The sequence below is a fragment of the Aeromonas sp. 75A genome (genome assembly GCF_051919425.1).
GTDB lineage: Bacteria > Pseudomonadota > Gammaproteobacteria > Enterobacterales > Aeromonadaceae > Aeromonas > Aeromonas veronii.
The window spans coordinates 2592501-2616957 of record NZ_JBQBES010000002.1 but is presented as its reverse complement, the minus strand read 5'-3'; the positions used below and the strand labels follow the sequence as shown (position 1 = coordinate 2616957).

17 protein-coding genes, 1 tRNA gene, 2 rRNA genes and 1 pseudogene (1 of these 21 running past the window's edge) are annotated in these 24457 nt (G+C 60.0%); 8 read left to right on the top strand and 13 right to left on the bottom strand.

What is annotated here, in order from left to right:
* Positions 1 to 48: 48 nt before the first annotated feature.
* The 3 genes from ACTG2T_RS12255 to ACTG2T_RS12245 are packed head-to-tail and all read right to left on the bottom strand — an operon-like array spanning position 49 to position 1650.
* Positions 49 to 795, bottom strand: a complete 747-nt coding sequence (locus ACTG2T_RS12255; RefSeq protein WP_064335364.1) for an SDR family oxidoreductase — start codon at positions 793 to 795, stop codon at positions 49 to 51.
* A gap of 56 nt (positions 796 to 851) precedes the next feature.
* A complete protein-coding gene (locus ACTG2T_RS12250) occupies positions 852 to 1097 on the bottom strand; it encodes a DUF3624 family protein (RefSeq protein WP_042053656.1) in 246 nt (81 codons plus the stop codon).
* A 31-nt stretch (positions 1098 to 1128) separates the two neighbouring features.
* Positions 1129 to 1650 (bottom strand): GNAT family N-acetyltransferase, encoded by a 522-nt coding sequence (locus ACTG2T_RS12245; protein ID WP_021231662.1) that lies wholly within the window; start codon positions 1648 to 1650, stop codon positions 1129 to 1131.
* Positions 1651 to 1836: 186 nt separating this feature from the next.
* Here ACTG2T_RS12245 and ACTG2T_RS12240 point away from each other — a divergent pair, with 186 nt between their 5' ends.
* Entirely contained in the window at positions 1837 to 3276 is a 1440-nt protein-coding gene (locus tag ACTG2T_RS12240) for a RimK family protein (RefSeq protein WP_330125736.1), read from the top strand.
* Between the two features lie 83 nt (positions 3277 to 3359).
* On the opposite strand, the gene ACTG2T_RS12235 is transcribed toward ACTG2T_RS12240, so the two are convergent.
* Positions 3360 to 4988, bottom strand: coding sequence for an alpha-amylase family protein (locus ACTG2T_RS12235; RefSeq protein ID WP_330125735.1), 1629 nt, complete (start codon positions 4986 to 4988; stop codon positions 3360 to 3362).
* A gap of 109 nt (positions 4989 to 5097) precedes the next feature.
* Entirely contained in the window at positions 5098 to 7065 is a 1968-nt protein-coding gene (locus ACTG2T_RS12230; protein ID WP_330125734.1) for a TonB-dependent copper receptor, read from the bottom strand.
* On the opposite strand from ACTG2T_RS12230, the gene ACTG2T_RS12225 reads away from it, so the two are divergent.
* On the top strand, positions 7054 to 7314 hold the full coding sequence (locus tag ACTG2T_RS12225) for a hypothetical protein (RefSeq protein WP_127006022.1): 261 nt from the start codon (positions 7054 to 7056) through the stop codon (positions 7312 to 7314). The genes ACTG2T_RS12230 and ACTG2T_RS12225 overlap by 12 nt on opposite strands.
* Here the strand turns inward: ACTG2T_RS12225 and ACTG2T_RS12220 are convergent.
* Positions 7311 to 7568 (bottom strand): DUF2442 domain-containing protein, encoded by a 258-nt coding sequence (locus ACTG2T_RS12220; protein WP_005335997.1) that lies wholly within the window; start codon positions 7566 to 7568, stop codon positions 7311 to 7313. The two genes, ACTG2T_RS12225 and ACTG2T_RS12220, sit on opposite strands and share 4 nt — an antisense overlap.
* A gap of 259 nt (positions 7569 to 7827) precedes the next feature.
* Between ACTG2T_RS12220 and ACTG2T_RS12215 the strand changes: the two genes are divergently transcribed.
* Positions 7828 to 9792, top strand: coding sequence for an LTA synthase family protein (locus ACTG2T_RS12215; RefSeq protein WP_330125733.1), 1965 nt, complete (start codon positions 7828 to 7830; stop codon positions 9790 to 9792).
* A gap of 91 nt (positions 9793 to 9883) precedes the next feature.
* Here the strand turns inward: ACTG2T_RS12215 and ACTG2T_RS12210 are convergent, their stop codons facing one another.
* Entirely contained in the window at positions 9884 to 10354 is a 471-nt protein-coding gene (locus tag ACTG2T_RS12210; RefSeq protein WP_005336001.1) for an Lrp/AsnC family transcriptional regulator, read from the bottom strand.
* A 143-nt stretch (positions 10355 to 10497) separates the two neighbouring features.
* Between ACTG2T_RS12210 and ACTG2T_RS12205 the strand changes: the two genes are divergently transcribed.
* Positions 10498 to 11016 carry a cyclin-dependent kinase inhibitor 3 family protein gene (locus ACTG2T_RS12205; protein WP_040067125.1) on the top strand — a complete coding sequence of 173 codons (519 nt, stop codon included), beginning with the start codon at positions 10498 to 10500 and terminating at the stop codon, positions 11014 to 11016.
* Here ACTG2T_RS12205 and metA read toward each other — a convergent pair whose 3' ends face one another.
* Positions 11017 to 11964 (bottom strand): homoserine O-acetyltransferase MetA, encoded by a 948-nt coding sequence (metA, locus tag ACTG2T_RS12200; protein ID WP_042053667.1) that lies wholly within the window; start codon positions 11962 to 11964, stop codon positions 11017 to 11019.
* A gap of 144 nt (positions 11965 to 12108) precedes the next feature.
* Here metA and ACTG2T_RS12195 point away from each other — a divergent pair, with 144 nt between their 5' ends.
* From ACTG2T_RS12195 to yidA, 4 genes and pseudogenes are all read left to right on the top strand, one after another.
* Positions 12109 to 13347 (top strand): HD-GYP domain-containing protein, encoded by a 1239-nt coding sequence (locus tag ACTG2T_RS12195; RefSeq protein ID WP_005336014.1) that lies wholly within the window; start codon positions 12109 to 12111, stop codon positions 13345 to 13347.
* Between the two features lie 53 nt (positions 13348 to 13400).
* On the top strand, positions 13401 to 14549 hold the full coding sequence (locus ACTG2T_RS12190) for a competence/damage-inducible protein A (protein WP_330125732.1): 1149 nt from the start codon (positions 13401 to 13403) through the stop codon (positions 14547 to 14549).
* 250 nt (positions 14550 to 14799) lie between these two features.
* Positions 14800 to 16466 (top strand): annotated as a pseudogene (locus ACTG2T_RS12185) (FapA family protein).
* Between the two features lie 114 nt (positions 16467 to 16580).
* The gene (yidA, locus tag ACTG2T_RS12180; protein WP_005363212.1) at positions 16581 to 17390 is read left to right on the top strand and encodes a sugar-phosphatase; all 810 of its coding nucleotides are present in this window, start codon (positions 16581 to 16583) and stop codon (positions 17388 to 17390) included.
* A gap of 111 nt (positions 17391 to 17501) precedes the next feature.
* Here the strand turns inward: yidA and ACTG2T_RS12175 are convergent, their stop codons facing one another.
* The 5 genes from ACTG2T_RS12175 to ACTG2T_RS12155 form a co-directional block, all read right to left on the bottom strand.
* On the bottom strand, positions 17502 to 20585 hold the full coding sequence (locus ACTG2T_RS12175; protein WP_330125730.1) for a transglycosylase domain-containing protein: 3084 nt from the start codon (positions 20583 to 20585) through the stop codon (positions 17502 to 17504).
* Between the two features lie 207 nt (positions 20586 to 20792).
* Positions 20793 to 21110: a PTS system regulator TmaR gene (tmaR, locus tag ACTG2T_RS12170; protein WP_127006015.1), complete on the bottom strand. Its 318-nt coding sequence runs from the start codon at positions 21108 to 21110 to the stop codon at positions 20793 to 20795.
* Between the two features lie 411 nt (positions 21111 to 21521).
* Positions 21522 to 21598, bottom strand: a tRNA-Asp gene (locus tag ACTG2T_RS12165).
* A 95-nt stretch (positions 21599 to 21693) separates the two neighbouring features.
* Positions 21694 to 21808: ribosomal RNA gene (gene rrf, locus ACTG2T_RS12160) — 5S ribosomal RNA — on the bottom strand.
* A gap of 121 nt (positions 21809 to 21929) precedes the next feature.
* Positions 21930 to 24457, bottom strand: a 23S ribosomal RNA gene (locus tag ACTG2T_RS12155) (it continues 362 nt past the right edge of the window).

The following is a 24457-nucleotide window of genomic DNA, read 5'->3' as shown; positions in this document are numbered from 1 at the left end:
CGCAAAGAGGCTCCCACAGGAGCCTCTTTGTTTCAACCAATGCAGCGATCAGCGACGGCTGATATTGAGCGGGCCGAAGGTCTGCGCCACCGGCATGATCTCGATGCTGTTGATGTTGACGTGAGCCGGCTGCTGGCTCACCCAGAGCACGGTATTGGCGATATCTTCCGGCTGGATCGCCTCCACCCCCTGATAGACGGAGGCCGCCTTGGCATCGTCACCGTGGAAGCGCACGTTGGAGAACTCGGTGCCGCCGCACAGGCCCGGCTCCACGTTGGTGACGCGGATGGCGGTGCCCGCCAAATCGGCACGCAGGTTGAGGCTGAACTGCTTCACGAACGCCTTGGTGGCGCCGTAGACGTTGCCGCCCGGATAGGGGTAGGTGCCGGCGATGGAGCCGATGTTGATGACGTGGCCGCGATTGCGCGCCACCATGCCCGGCAGCAGCAATCGGGTGAGCAGGGTCAGACCGCTGATGTTGGTGGCGATCATCTGCTCCCAATCTTCCAGATCCGCCTTGTGGGCCGGCTCCAGACCCAGCGCCAGACCGGCGTTGTTGACCAGCAGATCCACCTCGCTCCAGGCGGCTGGCAGGCCAGCGATGGCGGCGCGGGTGGCCGCCTTGTCCTGCACATCGAACGCCAGCGGCAGGAACTGCTCGCCCAGCTCGTCAGCCAGCGCAGCCAGCCGCTCGGCACGGCGACCGGTGCCGATCACCTTGTAGCCCGCCTGCACCAGCTGGCGGCTGATAGCTTCACCAAAACCGGACGAGGCGCCCGTTACCATTGCAATCATCTGAACCTCCATATCTACACCGATATTGTTATTTATCTGTTTGAATCTATTCAGATTCATTCATCGCTCAATTCACGTCCGGTCGCCTTGCGCCAGACAAATACCACCAGATGGAGCAGCAACAGGCCCGAGCCTCCCAGCGCGAACAGCAGGCCGGTGAGGGCGTTGACCGAGGTATCGGCGCCACACCACCACCAGACCAGCCAGCCACTCAGACCGATGATGAAGGTCTGGATGGCGCAGACCGGACAGCGCCCCAGCTTTGCCCTGATGGCGGTGGCAAGACAGTTGTCGCAGCTCATCCTGCTCCTCAATTCTGCTCGTTCAACATGATCAGTTGGCCTGTGAAGATGGCTTGCGCGCCTGAGTGCGAGCCACTCTGCGCCGCTCACGCTCCTCGTCGCTCACCAGCGGCAGCACCAGCCGGTGGGCGTGCTGGTCGCGGCCATAGTAGTCCGCCAGCCGCTGCTGGGGACGAAATCCCAATCCCTGATAGAGCGCCAGCGCCTCTTCGTTGGCGTCCCCCACTTCGAGGCGAATCGCCCCCCAGCCAGCGGCCTTGCCCTCGCGGATCACCTGCTCCAGCAGGCGGCGGGCCCAGCCCAGACGGCGCACCGTCCAGCGGATAGCCAGCGCCTGAATGACCAGCCGATCCCAGCCTCTGTGCTCCAGCAGGCAGAGATAGCCCATCAGCTGATGCTTCTCATCCAGCAGCAACAGGGTGCGCCCCTTGGCGTGGGCCAGCAGATAGTGCCAGCGGCTGCGGCCAAAGGCGACTTCGGGAGGAAAACAGTAGCGTTCCAGATTCACGATGGCGCCCAGATCATCGGTTCGGGCCGCACGTACGGTCAACACGGGGAGTCCTTGTTCGGTTATTTATCCTCAGCACCAAAAATGCGACTTGTATCACAAGTTACCAAGGCGTCATATTAGGCACTGTAACCTCTTGTTTCCCCTCGCGCCATTGTCGTGCTTGTCGGTGCATCGAAGCCCACTGGGGATCCTGCCTGTTAAGGCAGTCTGATCTGTGGAGCCGAAAATATGAGTACCTATGTCATCGTCGAAGAGCTGGGCGACTGGCCTTGCCATGCCGATTATCTGCTGACCGCCCGCACCTATCTGCAACATGGCGTGCCGACCACCGGCGGCCGACCCCGCATCATCAACCTCTGCCGCAATCTGGAGCACCTGAGCGCAGGCTACTACTGCTCGCTGCTGGCCCAGGCACGCGGCCACCACTGTCTGCCGGGTCTGCAGGCCATCAGCAGACTGCAACCCCAGCAGCCACCGGCCAAACTGTGGCGCAAGGCACAAGGGTGGCTGGCCCAGCAGAGCGAGGATCGGATTAGAGTGCGCGCCATCTTCGGCCAGTGTGAACAGAGCGAGCTGGCGGGGCTGGCCCGCTACTACTATGGCCTCAGCCAGTTGCCGCTGCAGGAGCTGACCCTCAAGCGCGGCCGCCACGGCTGGTCGGTGCGCCAGCAGCAGAGCCTGTCGCCGCTGGAGCTGAGCCCAAGCGAGAAAGAGCTGATGCTACACCACGCTCAGGCACTGGTGGGGACCGGTGACGAGGAGCAGGCGGCGCCGCTCTACCAGCTCGCCATTCTGGTCGACCCAGATGATGGCCGTGCCAGCAGTGACGGGCTGGCGCTGGAGCGCTTTATCAAGGCGGCCGCGGCGCAGGGGATCCGGGCCGAGATCCTGGCGCCGTCAGCCATCGAGCGGCTGCCGGAGTTCGACACCCTCTGGCTGCGCTCCGAGACGGCAGTCGGCCACTACACCTTCGAATTTGCCCGCCGCGCCGAGCAGCTCAAGATGCCGGTGATCGACAGCTCCCGCGCCATCCTCGCCTGCAGCAACAAGCTCTATCTCTACGAGCTGATGGTGCGCAGCGGCGTGCCCATGCCGCCCACCATGGTGGTGACCCGCCGCGGCCGCCACCACGTGGACGAGCTGGTGCAGCGGCTCGGCCTGCCGCTGATGGTGAAGGTGCCCGACGGGGCGCAGGGACGGGATCTGGCCATGGCCAGCGACGAGCAGCAGCTGGCTCGCCTGCTGGACGAGGGGCTGGGGAGATCCGCCTTGCTGCTGGTGCAGAGCCGGATCCCCGCCGAGTTCGACTGGCGCATCGGCTTTCTCGACGGCTCGCCGCTGTTCGCCTGTCGCCGCTACCGGCCCGAACCCGGCAACCGCATCCGCCGCCGCAAGCACCCCCTCGACATGAGCCGCATCGAGGCGCTGCCGCTTAACGAGGTGCCGGAGCGGGTACTGCAGACCGCCCGCCGTGCCGTCCATCAGCTCGGCAATGGCCTCTACGGGCTCGACTTGCGCCAGCAAGGGCGCGACTGCGTGCTGCTGGAGATCGTCGACAACCCCTGGATCCGCGGCGATATCGAAGACAAGGAGGCGCAGGATCTCTACGAGCGACTGGCCCGTGCCTTCCGCCAGCGGCTGGAAAACCGGGGCCAGACCACCGCATAACCCGCCATGACTTTGTCGCCCACAATGACAGAGAGGGCCCCGCGAAGGGGCCCTCTCTCATATCAAAGCGTGCTGCGGCTGTCTTATTGCAGACGCAGGAAACGCCCGCTCAAGGGCGGTATCTCCACCGTTACGCTGCTGCCGCCAATGGCCAGACTCTCGCCGCTTTGCAGGTCTACCAGCGCACTGCCGCTGCGCAACTTGCCCGTCGGCAGGTTGTAGCTGAGCGCCGTGGTGGAGAGGTTGAGCAGGTAGACTATCTGCTCCCCCGCCGTCTGCTTGATGTCACCATAGAGACTGCCCTCGGCCACCAGTTTGACTCGCTCCCCCTGATAGAGAGCGGGGTGCGCGGCACGCATCGCCAGTAGCTGGGCCAGCCACTCTTTCAGCTCGGCCTGTTCGCTACCCGGCACAAAACCGGTGACAGCGGGCACCTTGCCATCGCTGCGGGCCACGTGATCGTCACAGAGCCCCTGCGCCGCACAGTCACCGCTGACCTTGGCAGCAAAGCCCGGCACCTCGTCGCCAAACTCCTCGCCATAGTAGAAGGTGATGGGGCCGGATCGGGCAGCCATAAAGCTGAAGGCCGCCTTGTGGCGCTGCCAGTACTCGGTCGATTTGAAGTTGCCGCGCTCCAGCAGATCACCAAAACGCACCAGATCGTGGTTGCCCAGCATCAGGTTCGGCATGGCGTGATTCGGGTAGTTCTCCACCTTGTTCCAGCTGGCATCGAGCACGCTGGCCCCCTGCCCGCCCTTGCCGGACTCCTCCACCGCCAGCGCCTGCACGATGCCGTAGCGTAGCGGGAAGTCGAACGCAGATGAGAGCGCCGGATTGTCGCTGCTGCCGTAAGCCTGGGCGCGAATGTCGTCAGCCCCCTTCCACACCTCACCCACCATGTAGCCAAGGGTGCCCCACTGCTGACCGGCGGCCTTGCGCGCTGCGCTGGCCTGCTCCACCTCGCTGCGAATGGCGCGCCAATCATCCAGCCCAAGCTGATAGGCCTGATCGAGGCGCCAGCCGTCGATGCCGTACTGCTCGACCCAGTAGCGGGCCACCTCCTTGAAGTAGGCGAGGCTCTCCAGCTTGCTGTAATCCACCAGCTGGCCGGGATAACCCGCACCGCCGCTGGTGAGGGCTGGCAGACGCCCCTCTGGCGAGGGCTTGCTCACCCCCACCTTGTTGACGTGGCCAAACACCCCGTCGAGGAAGACATAGAGGCCGCGCTGGTGCGCCCCGTCTACCAGCTGTTTGAGCTTGGCATTGCTGCCAAAGTTGGGATCAACGGTAAAAAAGTCGCAGGCGAAGTAGCCGGTGGCATCGAGCTTGTTATCGCCGCCTTGCCCCGCGCAGGAGTCGAACACCGGGGTGAGCCAGATAGCGTTGACGTTGAGACTCTTGATGTGGTCGAGACTGTCGATGATCCCCTGCAGATCGCCGTTGTGCTGGGAGGGGCCATAGCCGACGCCGTAGTTGGCACTGCCGTCACCATCGGCAAACGACTCCACCATCACCTGATAGATGCGCAGGTTGCAGGCGGGTTGATCGTCGCCATAGCAGGCATGACTGGCCGTGGCGACCGGAGGGTGGGTGACCGGCGGATTGACGACGGGGGGAGCGCTCTCCCCTCCTGAACTACCGCTGCCGCCGCAAGCCGCAAGTAACAGGGCGGCCCCGAGCAGGCCGCCATAGCGTAACGTTCCCTGTTTCATTGTTATGTTCCCGCTGTGAGAGCAGGCGTCTGATACGCCTGTTTTTCACCATGATAGCGATGCTCACACAGCGGTGTCTGTGACTGAAAACGTTATCTGACTCAACTGGTTAGAGCACCCCTGCCGAGGCAAAACGGTAGTTGAGCGAGAGCCAGTAGGAACGGCCCGGCTCGGGGATGCGGCCGCTCTGCTCGTAGCCCAGGCCTGCCTGACTGGCGTGCACCGACTTGGAGAGGTGCTCGTAGTAGAAGGTGTCGAACAGGTTGTCCACCCCGGCCGAGAGCTGCCACCCCTTGGCAAACTGCCAAGCGCCACTCAGGTTCATGGTGAAGAAGCCCGGAGTTTCCCCCTGATCCTGACCCGCAACGGTACCGGACCAGAGATCTACCCGATCCTGCGCCGCCACCGCGCGCCCCAGCAGGGTGAAGTTCAGCGCCTCATTTGGCTGCCAACCAAGGGCCAGCTTGCCATCGAGCGGCGGCATCTGGGCCAGCGGCTTGTTGTCGCTCTGGTTTTCGCCATAGACCACCGCCAAACCACCATCGAGACGCCACTGCTCGGCAAACTGCCAGCGCCCCTCCAGCTCGCCACCCCGGGTCTGGGCATCGATATTGCGCACCTTGTTCGACTTGCTGTTGTAGAGCAGGTAGTCCTTGATATCGGCGCTAAAGAGGGAGAGGGTCAGGTCCAGCTCGCGACTGCGCAGGGCCAACCCAGCATCCCACTGGCGACTGCGCTCCGGGTTGAGGGTGAACGGGGTACTGTCCTTGCTGCGCTCCCAGTAGTCCGGCGCACGCTCTGCCTGCCCCCAGGCCAAATAGCTGGACCAGCGTGGCGACCACTGGTACTCGTAGCGGCCAAACCCGCTGTTAAGACTCAGGGTATCGCTGTAGAGGGTCTGTTCACCGGCGCCATAGCGGGTGGTCTCTACCCTATCCTGACGGTAACCGCCCTTGTAGCTGTGAGCCCCCTGCTGACGACCCAGTTCGGCGAAGCCGCCCTGCTGCTCGAAACGCAGGGTGCGCTGGCGATCCTTGGTGGCATAGTCGACCCCACTCCGACTGCGATGCTGATCCCGGTTGTTATCTAGCCCGGCGGTCAGCAGCCAGTCGGCAGGCAGGGCGATATCGTTGGCCCAGCGCCCGCCGGTATTGCGGCGATCCGGGTTGGAGAGCATCTTCATGCCGCTGTTTGGCCGCAGGCTGAAGTTGTCCATGATGTGGTCGATGTAGTTGTCCCACAGGGTCAGCTCGCTGCGCTGCCAGTGAGTGGTGATCTGCTCCTGCTTGAGCTTCAGCCCGAAGGATTCGCGATCAAACATGGGGCCATCCATGGTGCGGTCCGCATAGGCGGCGCGGGCATTGCTGCGCTCGGCGGTCAGTTCCAGCCAGGTGTGCTCCCCCGGCGTCCAGCCCAGCTGGGCGGTGCCGTTCTCGCGGCGATAGAAAGATCGCACCTTGTTACCGTGACCATCGCGGTAATCGTCGCTGTCGGAGTGGGTGAACTGACCGCGCAGATAACCGTCGGTCGAACCCGCCGTCATATCCACCATCTGGTCATCGCGGCCGAAGCTGCCAAAGAGGGCCGAGGCATCGGCCTTGAGGCCCGGTGCGGTGAACTCGGGCCTGTCCCGCTCGAACAGCACGGTTCCCGCCAGGGTGGCCCCCTGCTCGAGGGATTGCGGCCCCTTCAGCACCCGGATCCGGTCAAAGGATTGGGGGAACACGTAGGCCGTGGGCGGGTCCATCCGGCCGCCACACCCACCGGCCAGCATACCGCCATCCATCTGCACGTTGAGTCGGGACATCCCCATTCCCCTTAGCACGGGATCGCCACCCAGCCCCCCTTTGCGCACCATGCTCATGCCGGTGACATTCTTCAGATAACCGGCGCCGTCGGCAGCGGGCATGGGGGAACCGGGCTTCTTGGGATCCAGCGTCACTTCAAGTGTGCTGGCGGGGCGGGTTGCCACCACCACCATGGGATCCAGCTGTTGCACCGACTCCTGACCGGCGGCGCCGTGACAGGCGAGCCCGCCCACCAGCAGGGCAAGAGGAGTGCGCATATGACAAGCCATACATTTTCCTTATGTATTTGTTTGTTTTGTTATTTTCATTCAACCAATCAAACCTTTCAGCAAGGGAAAGGTTTGCCGTCAGGCCGCAAAAAAGGCCTGCGGCGCGAAAGCGGCAAGCCTCTGTCAGGTGAAGCGAAGGCAAGTTGGCAAAATGTTGCGCAGGTTTTACCCAAGTTGGCTCAGAAAGGCAAACGGGCAAACATTCCAGCAACAGGAATCTGGCGTTGGCTCACAAAAAATGGGGATTAGCTGAAGGCTTCCCGCTCATCAATGGGAGAGATGAGGTGATAGACCTCATGGGCGGATAGCGTGCAGCCAACAGGCCACTCCAGCTGGTGGTGACGGTTGATGAAGACCCGGGCGCAGTGACGCTCGCTCTCCAGCTTTGCAAACAGCGGCTGGGTTCGCCAGGGGGTCAGATCCAGCACCCCCGTGGTGCCATCCGATAACACCAAAAACAGGCGCCATCCCCGCACATACTCGACATCGATAAAGACCGGCATCCCTTCGGCTCCGATTGAGATAATTCGCGGCAATTATAAACACCAACTCCCCATCCATACACGCTGTGGCTCACATTTTATCCAGCAGATTATTCTGTGCTCATTAGTGGCGTGGCATCACATTTTTAGATGATAAATGTGTTAATGCCGACTTTTAACAAACTTGAATGCAACCTTAACCAATTCGATCTGTCATAACCTCACAACAACTAGAAAAACGTCTGTGGACAGACGTTTAGAGTCTCATTCAGGAACAAACATGACAGATCTAAAACAGCGACTCGGCCCGTTTTGGCCCTTCGCCGTCTTCTGCGCACTCGCGCTTTTCTCTCTCTCTTTCAGCCGAATCGCCCTCGGTCTCTGGCAACTGGAACGGGTGGATGCCGTGGCCGGCTGGCAGGAGATGCTGCTGCAAGGGATCCGGGTCGACTTTGCGACCCTCTGCTGGGTCTGGGGTGTCCCCGCCATGCTCACTCTGCTACTGGCAGGCCCCCATGCCATCGGCCGAGGCTGGCTGCAACTGATGCGCGTCTGGCTGACCGTCGGACTCTGGCTGATGCTGTTCCTCGAGATCTCCACCCCCTCGTTTGTCACCGAGTATGGCGTGCGCCCCAACCGTCTCTATGTGGAGTACCTCATCTATCCGAAAGAGGTGTTCGCCATGCTGTGGGCGGGCCGCAAAGCCGAGCTGCTGCTGGCGTTACTCTTCAGTGGCGCCGCGCTGACCGGTGGCTGGTGGCTGAGCGGCCGTCTGGTGCATGGTCTCAGCTTCCCCCGCTGGTATCTGCGTCCGGCCTTCGCCCTGCTCATTCTGGCCATAGGTTTTCTCGGTGCCCGCTCCAGTCTCGGCCACCGCGCCCTGAACCCGGCCATGGTCGCCTTTGCCGAGGATCCGCTGGTCAACTCGCTCACCGTCAACTCCGCCTACTCCCTCTTCTTTGCCATCAAGCAGATGGGCGCCGAGGAAGATGCCGGCCAGTTTTACGGCGAGATGACCCCTCAGAAGGTGCTCGAGGTCATGCGCAAGGAGAGTGGCCGTCCGGCCAGTGATTTCAACTCCGATCTGCTGCCCAGCCAGACCTTCAACCAGGCGAGCTTCCAAGGTAAACCGAAGAATCTGGTGATCCTGCTGCAGGAGAGCCTGGGCGCCCAGTTTGTCGGCTCCCTCGGCGGCCTGCCGCTTACCCCCAACATCGACGCCCTGTCGCAGCAGGGCTGGGCCTTCGATCAACTCTACGCCACCGGCACCCGCTCGGTGCGCGGTATCGAGGCGGTACTAACCGGCTTCACGCCGACCCCGGCACAGGCGGTGGTCAAACTCGGCAAGAGCCAGACCAACTTCTTTACCATCGCGGATCTGCTCAAACAGCGGGGTTACGACACCAGCTTTATTTATGGCGGCGAGAGCCACTTCGACAACATGCGTAGCTTCTTCCTCGGCAACGGCTTTACCACCATCGTCGAACAAAAGGATTTCGACAATCCGGTGTTCAAGGGCTCCTGGGGCGCCTCCGATGAGGATCTGATGGCCAAGGCCGACGAGACCTTCAAAGCGCTGCACAAGGAGGGTAAACCCTTCTTCAGTCTGGTGTTCAGCTCCAGCAACCACGATCCGTTCGAATTCCCGGACAACCGCATCGAACTCTTCGAGCAGCCCAAGCAGACCCGCAACAACGCGGCCAAGTATGCGGATTACGCCATCGGCGAGTTCTTCAAGAAGGCTAAACAGTCCGAATACTGGAAGGATACCCTGTTTCTGGTTATAGCCGACCACGATAGCCGGGTCGGTGGCGCCAGTCTGGTGCCCATTCCCCGCTTCCATATTCCGGGGGTTATCGTAGGCGACGGTATTGCGCCGAGAAAGGATCCGCGCATCGTCAGCCAGATCGACATGGCGCCGACCCTGCTCTCACTGATGGGGATCAGTGCCGACTACCCCATGCTCGGCAAGGATCTGACCCGCATGCCCGCTGACTGGCCGGGGCGCGCCATCATGCAGTACGACAAGAACTTCGCCCTGATGCGCGGCAAGGATGTGGTGATCCTGCAACCGGAACGGGCGGCAGAGGGCTATGTCTACGACAATGCCAGCGAGAAGCTGACCCTGGCGGCGCAGCCGGACGCCTTGAAGGAGGATGCCCTTGGTCTGGCCCTGTGGGGCAGCATGGCCTATCAGAAGAGCCTCTATCAGACGGCCAAGGATGAACGCACCGCCGCCAATTGAGCCACCCGTGCAAATTCAATCGATAGCAGAATGGAAAAAACCGCCAGCTGGCGGTTTTTTCTATCTATTCATACTATCGGCCCACTGGCCGTTATGGCTGGGGAAAGCAGGGCAGGGAGCGGCTGAACTTGTGCTCGAACACCAGCGAGGTTTCGAGGTGCACCACCTCCTCGCGGGAGGTGAAGTGATCGAAGACGAAGTTGCGCAGGTGCTCGGTATCGGAGACACAGAGGTGCACCAGAAAATCATCCTTGCCCCCCATGTGGAACAGACTGATCACTTCGGGCAACGCCAGAATGGCATCGCGGAAAGCATCGATGATCTGGCGGCTGTGACGGGCCAGCTGCAGGGAGACCATGGCCTGAATGTGGCCACCGAGGGCCTGATAATCCACTTCGCAGTGCGCTCCCTTGAGCACGCCATCCTGCTGCAACTTGCGCACCCGCTCCAGACAGGTGGAGGGGGCAACGCCCACCAGCGCGGCCAGATCCTTGTTGGTCATGCCCGCATCCCGAAACAGATGGGCCAGGATATCCAAATCCAGTTGATCCAGGTTTCTCATCTTAACTCCTTGAACCGCTCAATTTTTTAGACTCTGCCCGTAAACCGGGGCAAACACAACGGCCATTGACATCCCCCCTGCCCCGCCTATCCTTGGCGCCATTCACCGGCCGCAACCCTGCGGCCACCACGCGAGGATCCGCCATGCACCCGTATCACCCCTTCTGGAGCCTTGAGGTTCCCCGTGTCGACGGTCAGCTGCTGCTGACACCCTGCCCCGGCACCCAGCAGGTGCCGCTGACCCTGGCGCTCGATCAACTGCGGTTGGCCGGTGCCCACGGGGTGGTGACCCTGATGACAAGCGCCGAGTTGATCCGACTCGAACTGGCGCAGCTCGGCCAGCAGGTCGAGCACGAAGGGATGCGCTGGTTCCATCTGCCCATCGAGGATGATCTGGCCCCCGACACCGACTTCGAGGCGGCCTGGCAACAGGCGCTGCCACAGCTGCGCGAGCTGCTGGGCGATGGCAAACATCTGGTCATCCACTGCAAAGGGGGCAGCGGTCGTACCGGTCTGGTCGCCGCCGCGCTGCTGATGACCCTCGGCCAGCCACAGCAAGAGGCGATGGCCGCCATCAAGGCCCACAGACCCAAGGCGTTTACCCTGGCCTGCCACCGCCAATGGCTAGACCAGCTGGCCGAGCGGCTGGCGCAGGGCGACTGACTATTTACCTCCCTGGTCGTAGGTGAAGACCTTGCCGATATCTTCCACCCGATAGCTGGTGAGCTGATAGACGTAGTAGTTGAGCCAGTTGGCAAACAGCAGATGACCATGGCTGCGCCAGCTGGCGCGCGGCGTCCGGCTCGGATCATTATTCGGGTAGTAGTTGACCGGAATGGCCGGGTCGAGCCCTGCCGCCAGATCCCGCTGATACTCCCCGTCCAGCGTCAGGGCATCGTACTCCGGGTGCCCGGTGACAAACACCTGACGACAATCCTTGGTCGCCGCCAGATAGACCCCCGCCTCTTCTGACTCGGCAAAAATCTGCAAGTCGGTCTGGGCACGGATCAGATCGCCATCAAACGCCGCGTAACGGGAGTGCGGGGCGACGAACTCGTCATCGAAACCGCGCAGCAACGGCTCGTGCTCATCGAGGCGATGGTGGCGATAAACCCCGGAGAGCTTCTCGCCGTGGGTCTGCTTCTCCATACCATACAAGGCTTTCAGCGCCGCCTGCACCGCCCAGCAGAGGAACAGGGTGGAGGTGACATGCTGATGGGACCACTCGATGATCTCGACGATGCGCGGCCAGTAGACCACCTCTTCGAACTCCACCAGCCCGAGCGGCGCCCCTGTGATGATCATGCCGTCGTAGTTGTTGCCACGCACCTGCTCGAAGTCGTGATAGAAGTTCTCCAGATGGGCCTGCGGCGTGTTCTTTGACTCCCTGTCATCGATGCGCAGCAGATCCACATCCACCTGCAGCGGCGAGTTGGAGAGCATCCGCATCAGCTGGATCTCGGTCTCAATCTTCTTTGGCATCAGGTTGAGGATGAGCACCCGCAGCGGGCGGATGTTCTGGGTGACGGCCCGGGATTCCGTCATCACGAAGATGTTCTCCTGCCCCAGCACTTCGGCGGCGGGTAACTGATCCGGGATCTTGATCGGCATGCTTACTCCCTGTACTGCATCAGTAAATATGTCTGGACATCCAGAAGCCTATAATAAAGCTCCTGCCCTGTCATCAGATACCTTTTGTATTCACCCCCGCCTTTGACTAGCATACGGCTCAGTGTGTCTCCTGCTTCCAAGATAATGACCGGTATCAAGATTTCCGTAGATCGACTGCAAGTCGGCAACTATGTATCCCTGCCACTGGGGTGGCGCGAACACCCGTTCCTGTTTTCCAGCTTCAAGATCAAAAGTGAAGAAGAGATCGAGCTGATCCGCCGTCTCGGCCTGAAACTGGTCACCATCATTCCCGACAAGAGCGACGTTCCGCCCAAGCCTCTCAATCAGGTACAGCCTCAGCAACAAGAGAGCGCAGACGCCGCCCAGCGTCAGGCCCAGATGCAGCAGGAGAAGGATCGCCGCATCGAGCAGTTGCAACTCTATCGCCGCAACCTGCAGCAGTGCGAGAAGCAGTTCCAGCAGTCGCTGGCGCAGGTGCGCAGCGTGATGAGCAAGATCCAGTCCCGCCCCCTCAATGCCATCGGCGAGGCGCAGGAACTGGTCAACGCCATGACCGAACAGCTGCTCTCGGTTGACGAGATGGTGCTTCATCTGGTCTCCGACAGCGAGGATGGCAACAACCTCTACTTCCACTCCCTCAATGTGAGCGTGCTCAGCATGCTGCTGGCCAAGGAGTGCTGCATGACGGCCGACGAGATCCGTCAGGTCGGCATGGGGGCTCTATTCCACGACATCGGTAAATTGAAGATCCCGAGCCAGATCCTGCGCAAGACCGAGCCGCTGACCAAGCCGGAGCAGAACCTGATGGCCCAGCACCCGCGCTACGGGCTGGATCTGCTCAATCTGGCCAAGGATTTCCCGGCCGAGGCGAAGGGGATCGTGCTCCATCACCATGAATATCTCGATGGCAGCGGGCCGGAAGGGCTCAAGGGTGGCCAGCTCGATCCGCTGACCCAGATGGTGTCGCTGATCAACGAGTACGATAACCTCTGCCATATGCAGGCCAAGGTGCCCTACTCGGCCCTGAGCGGCCTCTACAAGCAGCGCAAGGCGCAGTTCAATCCGGAGTACCTCAGCATGCTGATCCGGTTGATGGGGATCTACCCCCCCGGCAGCGTGGTGCAACTCTCCAACGGTCAGGTGGGGCTGGTGATGTCGGTCAACGCTTCCCGCCTGCTCTACCCCTCGGTGCTGGTCTACGATCCGCGCATTCCCCGTCAAGAAGCCGCCATCATCGACCTGCAGCAAGCCGAACTGTCGATCGCCAAGGTGATCCACCCCAAACGGCTGCCGCCCGCCGTGTTCGAGTACCTCAATCCGCGTACCCGGATCAGCTACTACTTCGAGCACAACAAAGCCTGATTGTGTTGGCCCGAGGCCAACCGTTGCCACCCGTTTAATCCAAGGAGCCTGCCATGCGTATCGAGATCATCAGTACCGGAGACGAAATAGTGACGGGCCTGGTGGTGGATACCAACGCGGCCTGGCTCAGCGCTCTGCTGCTGGAGCAGGGGTGGCAGGTGCGCCGTCGCCTGACGGTGGGTGACAACCTCGCTGACCTGAAAACGGTGCTGCAAGAGAGTGCCAACCGCGCCGAGGTGGTGCTGGTGTGTGGCGGGCTCGGGCCCACTGCCGACGACCTGACCGCTCAGGCAGCCGCTGAAGCCTTTGACCAGCCACTTACCCTCTTCCCCGACTGGCTCGCTACCATCGAAGCGCGCTACGCCAGCCGTGGTCGCCCCATGGCACAAAGCAATGCCAAACAGGCCTGGTTGCCGCAGGGGAGCGAGATCCTCGACAACCCGGTCGGCACCGCCTGCGGCTTTGTGGTGCGAAGTGGCCAGAGTCAGCTCTTCTTCACCCCGGGCGTGCCGTTCGAATTCAAGCAGATGGTGCGCGAGCAAATTCTGCCGCGCCTCAAACAGCTGGCCGGTGCGCAGATCGATACCGAGCTGCGTCGCTTTTACACCTTCGGCATCTCGGAATCAGCCCTCAGCGATATGCTGGATGCCGAACCCTGGCCAGCCAGCATCGAGCTGGGTTACCGCTCCTCCATGCCCCTTATCGAGCTGAAGCTGATCGGCCACGGCGCCAGTGCCGCTGACATGGAGAGTGCAGAGCGCCGACTGCTGGATACGATCCGCCCCTGGCTGGTTGGCAGCGGAGATACGGAACCGGCGCAGCAGATCCTGGCGCTGCTGCAAGACAAACCGCTGACTCTGCTGGAGGGGGAGAGTGGAGGTGCGCTGCTGGCGCTTTGTCACGGCCATCCCAGGCTGGAGGCCAACTTCAGCGCGCAACTGGCCGATGAGCTGGCGCAACTGCCGACCACCGATGCGGGCCTGCAACTGACCATAGGGCGAGAGGGGCCGGAGGGAGTGCCACTGCAGCTCAGCGCCGATGGCAAGCACATCGGTCAGACGGTCAAGGTCAGCCACCCCGACCCGGAGAGCCGCCGCAAGATCCTCGCCTTTGCTGCCCTCGACATGCTGCGCCGCCATATGCTGGGTGAGCCGGTACTCGGCGATTACCTCACCCTGGCCAGAACAGCCCAGCGCAGCTGATAACTACCGCCCCTGCCAGCGACCCTATGTTGCTGGCGCTGCGATCCGCCTTTTCATGCCGTTGCCAAACAGCACCCATATTTATCCGGCCGCCATCACCGATTTGACTTCAATTCATTGACCATTCAGAGGAAATATCTGAATACTGCCCACTCTCAGGGTTGGTGACTCGCTTTGTTAATCATTGAGAGATTAAATGACAGTAGAGGAGCGAGCCGATCGTTCCGTTCTCATCCAGCAAGGAGATGCGGTGTTAAGCAAAGAGTGGTTGCTGCTATCAAGCGATATGGAACTGGTCTGCCTGCGGATTGCCGCCGGTCTCACCAAACCTGTCACGGAACAGGATGTGCAGGCTCTGCTGCTCGCTTCCAACTGTCGCCGCTATCAGCCGCTGCCCGAGGGGATCAAACAGGCCATCAGCCTGCTTAATAGCCTGCTCACCAACCCTGCCGCCCCCGTCCCCGCCAACCCCATCCCTGTCGGCAAGCGTCAGGATGCCCGACTCGCCGTAATCGTGGAGAAGGATCGCATGAGCGCCATCGCCCAGATCACTGCCGACTGGGGGGGCAAGTATGTGACGCTGGAACAGCTGAAAGAGGCGATCGCCATCAGCGAAATCAAACAGGGGGTGAGTGAGCAACTGCTCACCGCTGCCATCCAGTCAGCCAAGGAGGCCGCCCCCGGCAGTCAGCTCAAGCTGGTGATTGCCAACGGCCAGCCTGCTGTCAATGGTCAGGACACTCGCTATGAGCGGCTGGTGGAGACCCCGGCCGAACGGATCCTCAAACCGCAGGAGCTGGGTCATGGCAAGGTCGACCTGCGGGATCTCGGCTCCATCGTCACCGTCAAGGCCGGCGCTCCGCTGATGCGCCGTCATCCGGCCACCGTCGGGGTACCCGGTTTTACCGTGACCGGTCAGGACCTGCCCGCCAAGGATGGCAAAGACAGCCCGATGAGTGCTGGCGAGGGCACCTTTATCTCCCCCGACGATCCCGACCTGCTGATTGCCGGTCGGGCTGGCCTGCCCTGTCAGGAGAAAGCGGGCATGAAGGTGGACGAGGTGCTCAGCGTCAAACAGGTGGATGCCCGCCACGGTCACATTGATTTTGAAGGGGGCTTAATCGTCAGCGGCGACGTCAACCCGGGCATGAAGATCCGGGTCAGCGGTGACATCGTGATTGGCGGCTTTATCGAAGGGGGCTGGATCGAGGCGGGGGGCAGCATCACGGTACGCCACGGCATCATTGGCCGCCGCAACGAGCAGGGAGAGTACCTTTGCCAGCTCAATGCACAAGGGGAAATCCACGCCAGCTACGCCCAGTATGCCCAGCTGGAAGCGGGGGGGATATCCAGATCCAGAGCCAGCTCAGCCACTGCTACTCCCGCAGCGGACAAGATATCAAGGTAGGCGATAGCAACATGCGCAAAGGCACTCTGCTGGGGGGCACCAGCATTGCCAATCGCCTGATCATGGCCCCCAGCCTGGGGGCCGAGGCCGCCAACCATACCCGGCTGCAGATCCTTGGCGGCTACTTCACCCACAAGGAGCAGGAACACCAGCTCAAGCTGCGCCAGCAGGCGTGTCAGGCCCAGCTGGAGAAAATCAAGGAGCTGGTCATGAAGTTGCTGCAACTGCCCGGCGACAAGCGCAATCCGGATACCCTGCGCAAGCTCAAACCGATCCGGGACCATCAGCTGGCCGAACTGGCCCAGCTCGATGAGCAGCTCACCGCCAACCAGGAGGAGCTGCGAAACTTGATGGCTCAGATGGAGGTCATTGCCACCCAGCACCTCTACTCCGGCATCGAGGTCGAGATGGCCAGCTTCAAACGCAAGGTTACCATCACCCGAGGCCCTACCCGCCTGACTATCCATGATGAAACCCTGGAGATGACCCCTTACGAGGGGCACAAATAGCTCAACCTACACGGACCGCTCTCTGTGCCGACCGTGATCCCGCCGCCGATTTTCGCTACACTCGCCACTTCCTTGGCCCCACCGGGCGGGCCACCCAGACTCAGGTAGTGAGAGATGTACAAGCTGATCGCATTGGATATGGATGGCACCCTGCTCAACCCGCAGGGCCAGATTACTCCCCGCACCCACGCCGCCATCAGCGCCGCGCGCGCCAAAGGGGTAACCGTTGTGCTGGCCTCCGGCCGCCCGCTGGAAGGGATGAGCCGCTATCTGGAAGAGCTCGGCCTCACCACAGAGCATGACTACGTCATCTGCTACAACGGCGCCTTGGTGCAACAGGTGGCCGATCAGCGCATCATCCGCAGCCAGCTGCTGACCGGCAGTGACGCCAGCGCCGTCGCCAAACTGGCTGATGAGCTGGAAGTGAACGTCCATGGTTTCTCGGTCACCCAGGGCCTCATCAGTCCCCGTGTCAGCACCTACACCGAGCACGAATCCCGCCTGATCGGCATGCCGATCAATCTGATCGACTTCGCCACCCTGCCTGCCGACGAGCAGATCATGAAGGTGATGATGATCGACGAGCCGCCCCAGCTCTCCCGCGCCATCGAGCGACTGCCTGCAGAGCTCTATGAGCGCTATACCGTGGTACAGAGCGCCCCCTTCTTCCTCGAGTTCATGAACAAGCAGAGCAACAAGGGAACCGGCGTCGCCGCGCTGGCCGAGCACCTGGGCCTGACCGCCGATCAGGTGATCTGCGTCGGGGATGCGGGCAACGATCGCCACATGATCGAGTACGCTGGCCTCGGGGTTGCGATGGGCAATGCCACCGACGAGATCAAGGCTCTCGCCCAGCACACCACTGCCCGCAACGATGAAGATGGCGTGGCTCAGGTGATCGAGCAGTTCGTACTGAACGCCTGATCGCAATCGAGCGCCACTGCGTCCGATAAGGAAATAAAAACGGGGAGGCTGTCAGCCTCCCCGTTTTTTCTCTGGTTAGTTATCTGCGTGATGAGCGGTAATTCGTGCGTATCACTGGTTCGCCAGACACTGGGTATGGGAGCCCGGTTGCAGGTAAGGCGTCAGCAGAGGAGCCATCCCCTTGAGCACCTGTACCGGCAGCGCCGAGGTGAAACGGAACTTGTCAGACTGGCTACCCGGTACATAGGCGGTCAGGGTACCGAAGTGATCCTCACCCAGATAGAAGACGAAGGTTGCGGTGCGGTTGCGCGCCAGCGAGCTGGTCACGTTGCCATAACGGCCCACTGTTTCAATCCGGTTATCCCCGGTCCCGGTCTTGCCCCCCATCTGCAGCACAGTGCCATCCGGCAGGGTAAAGGCACCGGCGATACGTCTTGCCGTGCCCCCTTCAACGACCTTGGAGAGCGCACTGCGCAGGGCAGCAGCCACCTCTGCCGGCATCACCCGGGTGCCCTCGGTGTGCTGCGGCTCAAACTCGGTCTCGAAGGGCGTCCCCTTGGCAAACGAGAGATGCTCGATACGCAAAGTTGGCGAGCGGACACCGCCATTCTGGATAATCCCCATCAACTCGGCCAGTGCAGCCGGACGATCGCCGGAGCTGCCCAAGGCGGTCGCCAGCGAAGGCACCAGATGGTCGAACGGGTAACCGAGCTTGGCCCAGCGCTGATGGATATCGAGGAAGGCTTCAACCTCCAGCATGGTACGGATCCGGCTGTCACGGGCACTGCGATGACGGGTCTTGAACAGCCAGCTGTAGACCTCCTGCCGCTCGTCACGACTGGCCGCCACCGCGTCGGCAAAGGTCGCCTTGTCGAACTGCTTGAGATAGGCCAGCAACCACAGCTCCAGCGGGTGAACCCGGGCGATGTAGCCCTGATCCGGCAGTGAATACTTGCCCGGGCCATAGCTGACGTAGAGCTGATTAACCCGCTTGGCGCTCAGCTTCTCTCTCGGCAACCGCACCGCCAGGAAGGCAGCAAAAGCCGCTTCGCTGGCTTCCGGCATCAGGTAGCGGTGAACCGCCGCCAGACGTACCGCACTCGGCTTGAGACCGTCGAGGAAGGTATCGAGCTGCTCCTCGGGAGTCTTGCCGCGATATTTGCGCCAGAAGCGCAGCAGATAGGTCTGCCCCTCTTTGTCGGCAAATTTGGCCAGATACTCCTGACGACGGGGATCCTTGTCATCCTTCAGCAACTGGGCACGGTTGCCCTCCTTGTAGAGGCTGTAGCGCACGATATCGCGCATCAACCGCACAAAGGGCAAGTTAATCGACTCACGCAGAGAGTCACGCAACGTCGGAATACGATTGTTATCCTCGCGGCGGAAGTTGTTGAAGGTGTGCATGCCGCCACCGGTAAAGAACCCTTCGTTGGGGCTGGCGGAGTATTTGCGATCCAGCGCAGCTTCCAGCATTACAGGCAGGCTCTTGTCCTGAGCCGTCATCAGATAGGAGATGGCCCAGCGACTGAGGTTGTCCTGAGAGACGGCAGCCAGCTTGCGCAGATTCTCGACTGGCATCCCGGCATAGTTATCGTGCAGCTCGGCTACGATCTCCAGATAGGTAGTCAGCACCCGCAACTTGGCGGTTGAGCCCAACTCCAGCTTGGAACCTTCGTTGATATCGAACGGCTGATCGGTGTTGTCGGTCTGTACCCGCACCTTGAACCCTTCCGCCGACTTCTCGAACAGGGTGAAGCTGTAGCGCACATCGCCGGTCTTCTCCGGCGAGAGCAGGCGCTCACCAAACAGTCCCACCTGAGCGGCAAACGTCGGGTCGGCCAGCTGTTGCAGATAACGGGAGATTTCGTTCTGCAGCGGCATGTTGAGGCTGGTATCGGCGGTCAGATCCATCCGGTCAAGGTCATAGAGCTGCACCCCGAGCTGACGGCTCAGGCGAGTACGGGCAACCTGCAACCCCTTGTTATTGTTCACCCGGGTGATAGCCGGGGACTGCAGGAAGTCACGGAACGTAATCTTGGCCTTGAGCGCCGCCTCCATCAGAAGTGGCGTAATCATTCCCTCCTGCACAAACAGGCGCAGGTAGCTGTCGGTCAGGGTAGCCAATGCCTCTCGCCCCTGAGCCAGATAGTAAGAGGGACGGCGGTGCGCAATCATCAGCGAGACAACCTGACGCAGGGCAAGTCCCTGTTCGGCCAGCGGTGCGTTCTGGTTGCGGGCGGGGTCCAGCAGACGGTTCACGTCATCGACATTGGCACCAAACCAGACCCAGAGGCCATCTCCCAGACCATGTACTTCACCATATCCCGGCGCAGCCGAGAGCGGTACCGAGTTGAGGTAGGCCCAGGCGACCAGTTTGCGCGCTTCGAGGGTTTCCGGCCCGAGACGATAGGCCCGCACGCTGGCAGAGGCCATCTGACGGATCTTCTCGGTCGGCGACAGGGTCAGGCCATCCGGCGAGTGGCGATACTTCTCCACCTGGGTCGCCAGGGTACTGCCACCGGCAGATTGATCCTGCATATCGAGCGCCTTGCCCACTTGAGATAGTGCGGCCTTGGCAAAACGGGGCCAGTCGACCGCCGGGTTGGCCAACGGTTCTTCATTGCTCAGCAAGTCGCGGTTCTCGATAAACAGCAGCGACTGGATGACGAGCGGCGGAATGGAGTCAAAATCCGGATAGTGATGGGTCGGATACTTGAATTGATAGAAAGGTTCTGCGCGGCAATCGTGCAACGTCAGGCCAGCCTGCACCTTCTCGGTATAGGGCACGAAGAAGCCACGACTGGCGTAGTCATAGAGCGCGTCGGAGAAATGCACCTGCTTGCTGACTTCATAGCCCCGCTGAAGCAAACGCTCCTGCATCATCGGCAGTTGCACATAGCCGAGCCGCTTGTCGAATGGGCCATCCTCAGGGAAGGCGATCTGCTTGCTCTGGCCAGGCTCGACCTGATAGGTGAGCTTGGCGGCATAGCGGGAGATCTCCTGAGATTGCAGCTTCGAGGTTTTCATCTCATAGCCAACCAGAGCAATCACCGCCCCCAGGCACAATAAAAAGAGAAAACAGAACAGCCAACGCCACCAGGGACGGCGCTTGCGCTTTGGGTTCCCGTCCGAGGTCTGGACAGATGAATCTTGAGATGCCACTTGTGTCAAATCCGTCTGTTCTGATGCGCCCATATCAGCCCCACCATGGTTGCGCAATTTATTGTGTTTCACTCAAGCTTAGTCTTTTCAAGTCAATGGCTTGAAACTATTGACCGCTTTGTGGTGATGGTAACAGGGCAATTCTAAAAAGGGGAGCCGATTGTTGCAGGAGTGGCAGAGATCCGAGCTGATAACAAAACACCGGCCAGTGGCCGGTGTCTCTTAAGCGAAGCGCAACGCTTATTTGTGAGAGCTCATGCCCTTCAGCTTGGTGCTCAGATCTTTGCGCTCTTTGGATAGCTCGGCGTTCTTGATGATGTGGTCATCCACGCGCTCTTCATAGTCGGCACGCATGTTGGCGATGATCGCCTGTACATCATCAATGCTCATGCCCGGCTTGATGTAGTCGCTCAGGTTGTCGAGCAGCAGCACGCGCTTCTGGTTGTCACGGATCTTCTTCTCGTTATCCGCAATTTCACGCTTGAGTTTGTTCTGGCGACGGGACATACGCACATATTCCAGTACATCGCTGAAGGTGGACTTGTTTACTTGTTCCATATCGATACCACTGACTTAAGGTTGATAAAAACTGGCCAAGTTACACCTGGAACCCGGCAAGCTAGGCGCGGGACAGGCAAACTCAAGATGCCCTTACTCTACCGAGTTATAAGCGAGATACAACCCTAATCGCGCACCATGAACAGAGTTTGGCCAAAAGTAAACCAGTTAAAATGGCAAGTAATCCATCAGATAAGGGCTTGATATAGATAGAAAATGGTGGAGGTGACAGGGTTTTAGTTCTCTTCCTGCAGATAAATGCTAACACTGGCGGTTTAACACGCTAAAAATACAAAAGCCCGGTGGTCAGACTGGGCTTTGTGTTGATTCTGGTGTGCAAATCTGTGGGTCTTATGGACAAAATCGCCCATAGCAAAAAGGCCTTCCCATCTGGGAAGGCCTTCAAATTAGTGGCGGAGCGGACGGGACTCGAACCCGCGACCCCCGGCGTGACAGGCCGGTATTCTAACCGACTGAACTACCGCTCCGCATTCGGTTAGCTTGCGCTAAATCTTCTGCTGCTTCTTTTGAGGTGTCATCCTCGCAGCCGGCTATGTGTTTTCACATCACCGTTTAATTTGTTGCCTGGCAGTGTCCTACTCTCGCATGGCGAATGCCACACTACCATCGGCGCTACCGCGTTTCACTTCTGAGTTCGGCATGGGATCAGGTGGTTCCACGGCGCTATGGCCGCCAGGCAAAATCTTCAATCTTGGAAAGCTGACGTGAGTAGTGATGTTGCGCTTGGCTTGTCACTATCACTGAATTTGAGTAGTTCGCTCATTCGCTACAAGGCCCAGAACACTTCTTGGGTGTTGTATGGTTAAGCCTCACGGGTAATTAGTATGGGTTAGCTCAACACGTCACCGCGCTTACACACCCCACCTATCAACGTTGTGGTCTCCAACGGCCCTTTAGGACCCTCAAGGGGTCAGGGATGACTCATCTCAGGGCTCGCTTCCCGCTTAGATGCTTTCAGCGGTTATCGATTCCGAACTTAGCTACCGGGCAGTGCCACTGGCGTGACAACCCGAACACCAGAGGTTCGTTCACTCCGGTCCTCTCGTACTAGGAGCAACTCCCTTCAATCATCCAACGCCCACGGCAGATAGGGACCGAACTGTCTCACGACGTTCTGAACCCAGCTCGCGTACCACTTTAAATGGCGAACAGCCATACCCTTGGGACCGACTTCAGCCCCAGGATGTGATGAGCCGACATCGAGGTGCCAAACACCGCCGTCGATATGAACTCTTGGGCGGTATCAGCCTGTTATCCCCGGAGTACCTTTTATCCGTTGAGCGATGGCCCTTCCATTCAGAACCACCGGATCACTATGACCTACTTTCGTACCTGCTCGACCTGTCCGTCTCGCAGTTAAGCTGGCTTATGCCATTGCACTAACCTCCTGATGTCCGACCAGGATTAGCCAACCTTCGTGCTCCTCCGTTACTCTTTGGGAGGAGACCGCCCCAGTCAAACTACCCACCAGGCACTGTCCGCGAGCCCGATTCAGGGCCCTGCGTTAGAACATCAAACATACAAGGGTGGTATTTCAAGGACGGCTCCAGCGCAACTAGCGTCACGCCTTCAAAGCCTCCCACCTATCCTACACATGTAGGTTCAATGTTCAGTGCCAAGCTGTAGTAAAGGTTCACGGGGTCTTTCCGTCTAGCCGCGGGTACACCGCATCTTCACGGCGAATTCGATTTCACTGAGTCTCGGGTGGAGACAGCATGGCCATGGTTACACCATTCGTGCAGGTCGGAACTTACCCGACAAGGAATTTCGCTACCTTAGGACCGTTATAGTTACGGCCGCCGTTTACCGGGGCTTCGATCAAGAGCTTCGCTTGCGCTAACCCCATCAATTAACCTTCCGGCACCGGGCAGGTGTCACACCCTATACGTCCACTTTCGTGTTTGCAGAGTGCTGTGTTTTTGATAAACAGTCCCAGCCATCTGGTCACTGCGACTCCCAACTGCTCCATCCGCAAGGGACTTCACTGTCAGGAGCGAACCTTCTCCCGAAGTTACGGTTCTATTTTGCCTAGTTCCTTCACCCGAGTTCTCTCAAGCGCCTTGGTATTCTCTACCCGACCACCTGTGTCGGTTTGGGGTACGATGACTTGTAATCTGAAGCTTAGAGGCTTTTCCTGGAAGCAGGGCATCAATGGCTTCCGCACCGTAGTGCGTTCGTCTCGTGTCTCAGTGTTGTGTCTCCGGATTTGCCTGGAAACACCACCTACGCACTTTCACCAGGACAACCGTCGCCTGGCCCACCTAGCCTTCTCCGTCCCCCCATCGCAATTACAAGTCGTGCAGGAATATTAACCTGCTTCCCATCGACTACGCCTTTCGGCCTCGCCTTAGGGGTCGACTCACCCTGCCCCGATTAACGTTGGACAGGAACCCTTGGTCTTCCGGCGAGGAGGCTTTTCACCCCCTTTATCGTTACTTACGTCAGCATTCGCACTTCTGATATCTCCAGCATACCTCTCGATACACCTTCGCAGACTTACAGAACGCTCCCCTACCACTCACACATAAGTGTGAATCCGCGGCTTCGGTGCCTGGTTTGAGCCCCGTTACATCTTCCGCGCAGGCCGACTCGACTAGTGAGCTATTACGCTTTCTTTAAATGATGGCTGCTTCTAAGCCAACATCCTAGCTGTCTGAGCCTTCCCACATCGTTTCCCACTTAACCAGAACTTTGGGACCTTAGCCGGCGGTCTGGGTTGTTTCCCTCTTCACGACGGACGTTAGCACCCGCCGTGTGTCTCCCGGATATTACTTACTGGTATTCGGAGTTTGCATGGGGTTGGTAAGTCGGGATGACCCCCTAGCCCAAACAGTGCTCTACCCCCAGTAGTATTCGTCCGAGGCGCTACCTAAATAGCTTTCGGGGAGAACCAGCTATCTCCGAGTTTGATTGGCCTTTCACCCCCAGCCACAGGTCATCCCCTAACTTTGCAACGTTAGTGGGTTCGGTCCTCCAGTTGATGTTACTCAACCTTCAACCTGCCCATGGCTAGATCACCCGGTTTCGGGTCTACACCTTGCAACTAGACGCCCAGTTAAGACTCGGTTTCCCTACGGCTCCCCTATACGGTTAACCTCGCTACAAAATGTAAGTCGCTGACCCATTATACAAAAGGTACGCAGTCACCCCGAAGGGCTCCCACTGCTTGTACGTACACGGTTTCAGGTTCTATTTCACTCCCCTCACAGGGGTTCTTTTCGCCTTTCCCTCACGGTACTGGTTCACTATCGGTCAGTCAGGAGTATTTAGCCTTGGAGGATGGTCCCCCCATATTCAGACAGGATGTCACGTGTCCCGCCCTACTC

Excerpts from the sequence above, each read along its gene's own strand:
- ACTG2T_RS12175 (WP_330125730.1), bottom strand. The coding sequence starts at position 20,585 with ATGGGCGCATCAGAACAGACGGATTTGACACAAGTGGCATCTCAAGAT.
- ACTG2T_RS12255 (WP_064335364.1), bottom strand. The coding sequence starts at position 795 with ATGATTGCAATGGTAACGGGCGCCTCGTCCGGTTTTGGTGAAGCTATC.
- ACTG2T_RS12235 (WP_330125735.1), bottom strand. The coding sequence starts at position 4,988 with ATGAAACAGGGAACGTTACGCTATGGCGGCCTGCTCGGGGCCGCCCTG.
- tmaR (WP_127006015.1), bottom strand. The coding sequence starts at position 21,110 with ATGGAACAAGTAAACAAGTCCACCTTCAGCGATGTACTGGAATATGTG.
- yidA (WP_005363212.1), top strand. The coding sequence starts at position 16,581 with ATGTACAAGCTGATCGCATTGGATATGGATGGCACCCTGCTCAACCCG.
- ACTG2T_RS12250 (WP_042053656.1), bottom strand. The coding sequence starts at position 1,097 with ATGAGCTGCGACAACTGTCTTGCCACCGCCATCAGGGCAAAGCTGGGG.
- metA (WP_042053667.1), bottom strand. The coding sequence starts at position 11,964 with ATGCCGATCAAGATCCCGGATCAGTTACCCGCCGCCGAAGTGCTGGGG.
- ACTG2T_RS12215 (WP_330125733.1), top strand. The coding sequence starts at position 7,828 with ATGACAGATCTAAAACAGCGACTCGGCCCGTTTTGGCCCTTCGCCGTC.
- ACTG2T_RS12230 (WP_330125734.1), bottom strand. The coding sequence starts at position 7,065 with ATGGCTTGTCATATGCGCACTCCTCTTGCCCTGCTGGTGGGCGGGCTC.
- ACTG2T_RS12225 (WP_127006022.1), top strand. The coding sequence starts at position 7,054 with ATGACAAGCCATACATTTTCCTTATGTATTTGTTTGTTTTGTTATTTT.
- ACTG2T_RS12195 (WP_005336014.1), top strand. The coding sequence starts at position 12,109 with ATGACCGGTATCAAGATTTCCGTAGATCGACTGCAAGTCGGCAACTAT.
- ACTG2T_RS12210 (WP_005336001.1), bottom strand. The coding sequence starts at position 10,354 with ATGAGAAACCTGGATCAACTGGATTTGGATATCCTGGCCCATCTGTTT.
- ACTG2T_RS12205 (WP_040067125.1), top strand. The coding sequence starts at position 10,498 with ATGCACCCGTATCACCCCTTCTGGAGCCTTGAGGTTCCCCGTGTCGAC.
- ACTG2T_RS12220 (WP_005335997.1), bottom strand. The coding sequence starts at position 7,568 with ATGCCGGTCTTTATCGATGTCGAGTATGTGCGGGGATGGCGCCTGTTT.
- ACTG2T_RS12190 (WP_330125732.1), top strand. The coding sequence starts at position 13,401 with ATGCGTATCGAGATCATCAGTACCGGAGACGAAATAGTGACGGGCCTG.
- ACTG2T_RS12240 (WP_330125736.1), top strand. The coding sequence starts at position 1,837 with ATGAGTACCTATGTCATCGTCGAAGAGCTGGGCGACTGGCCTTGCCAT.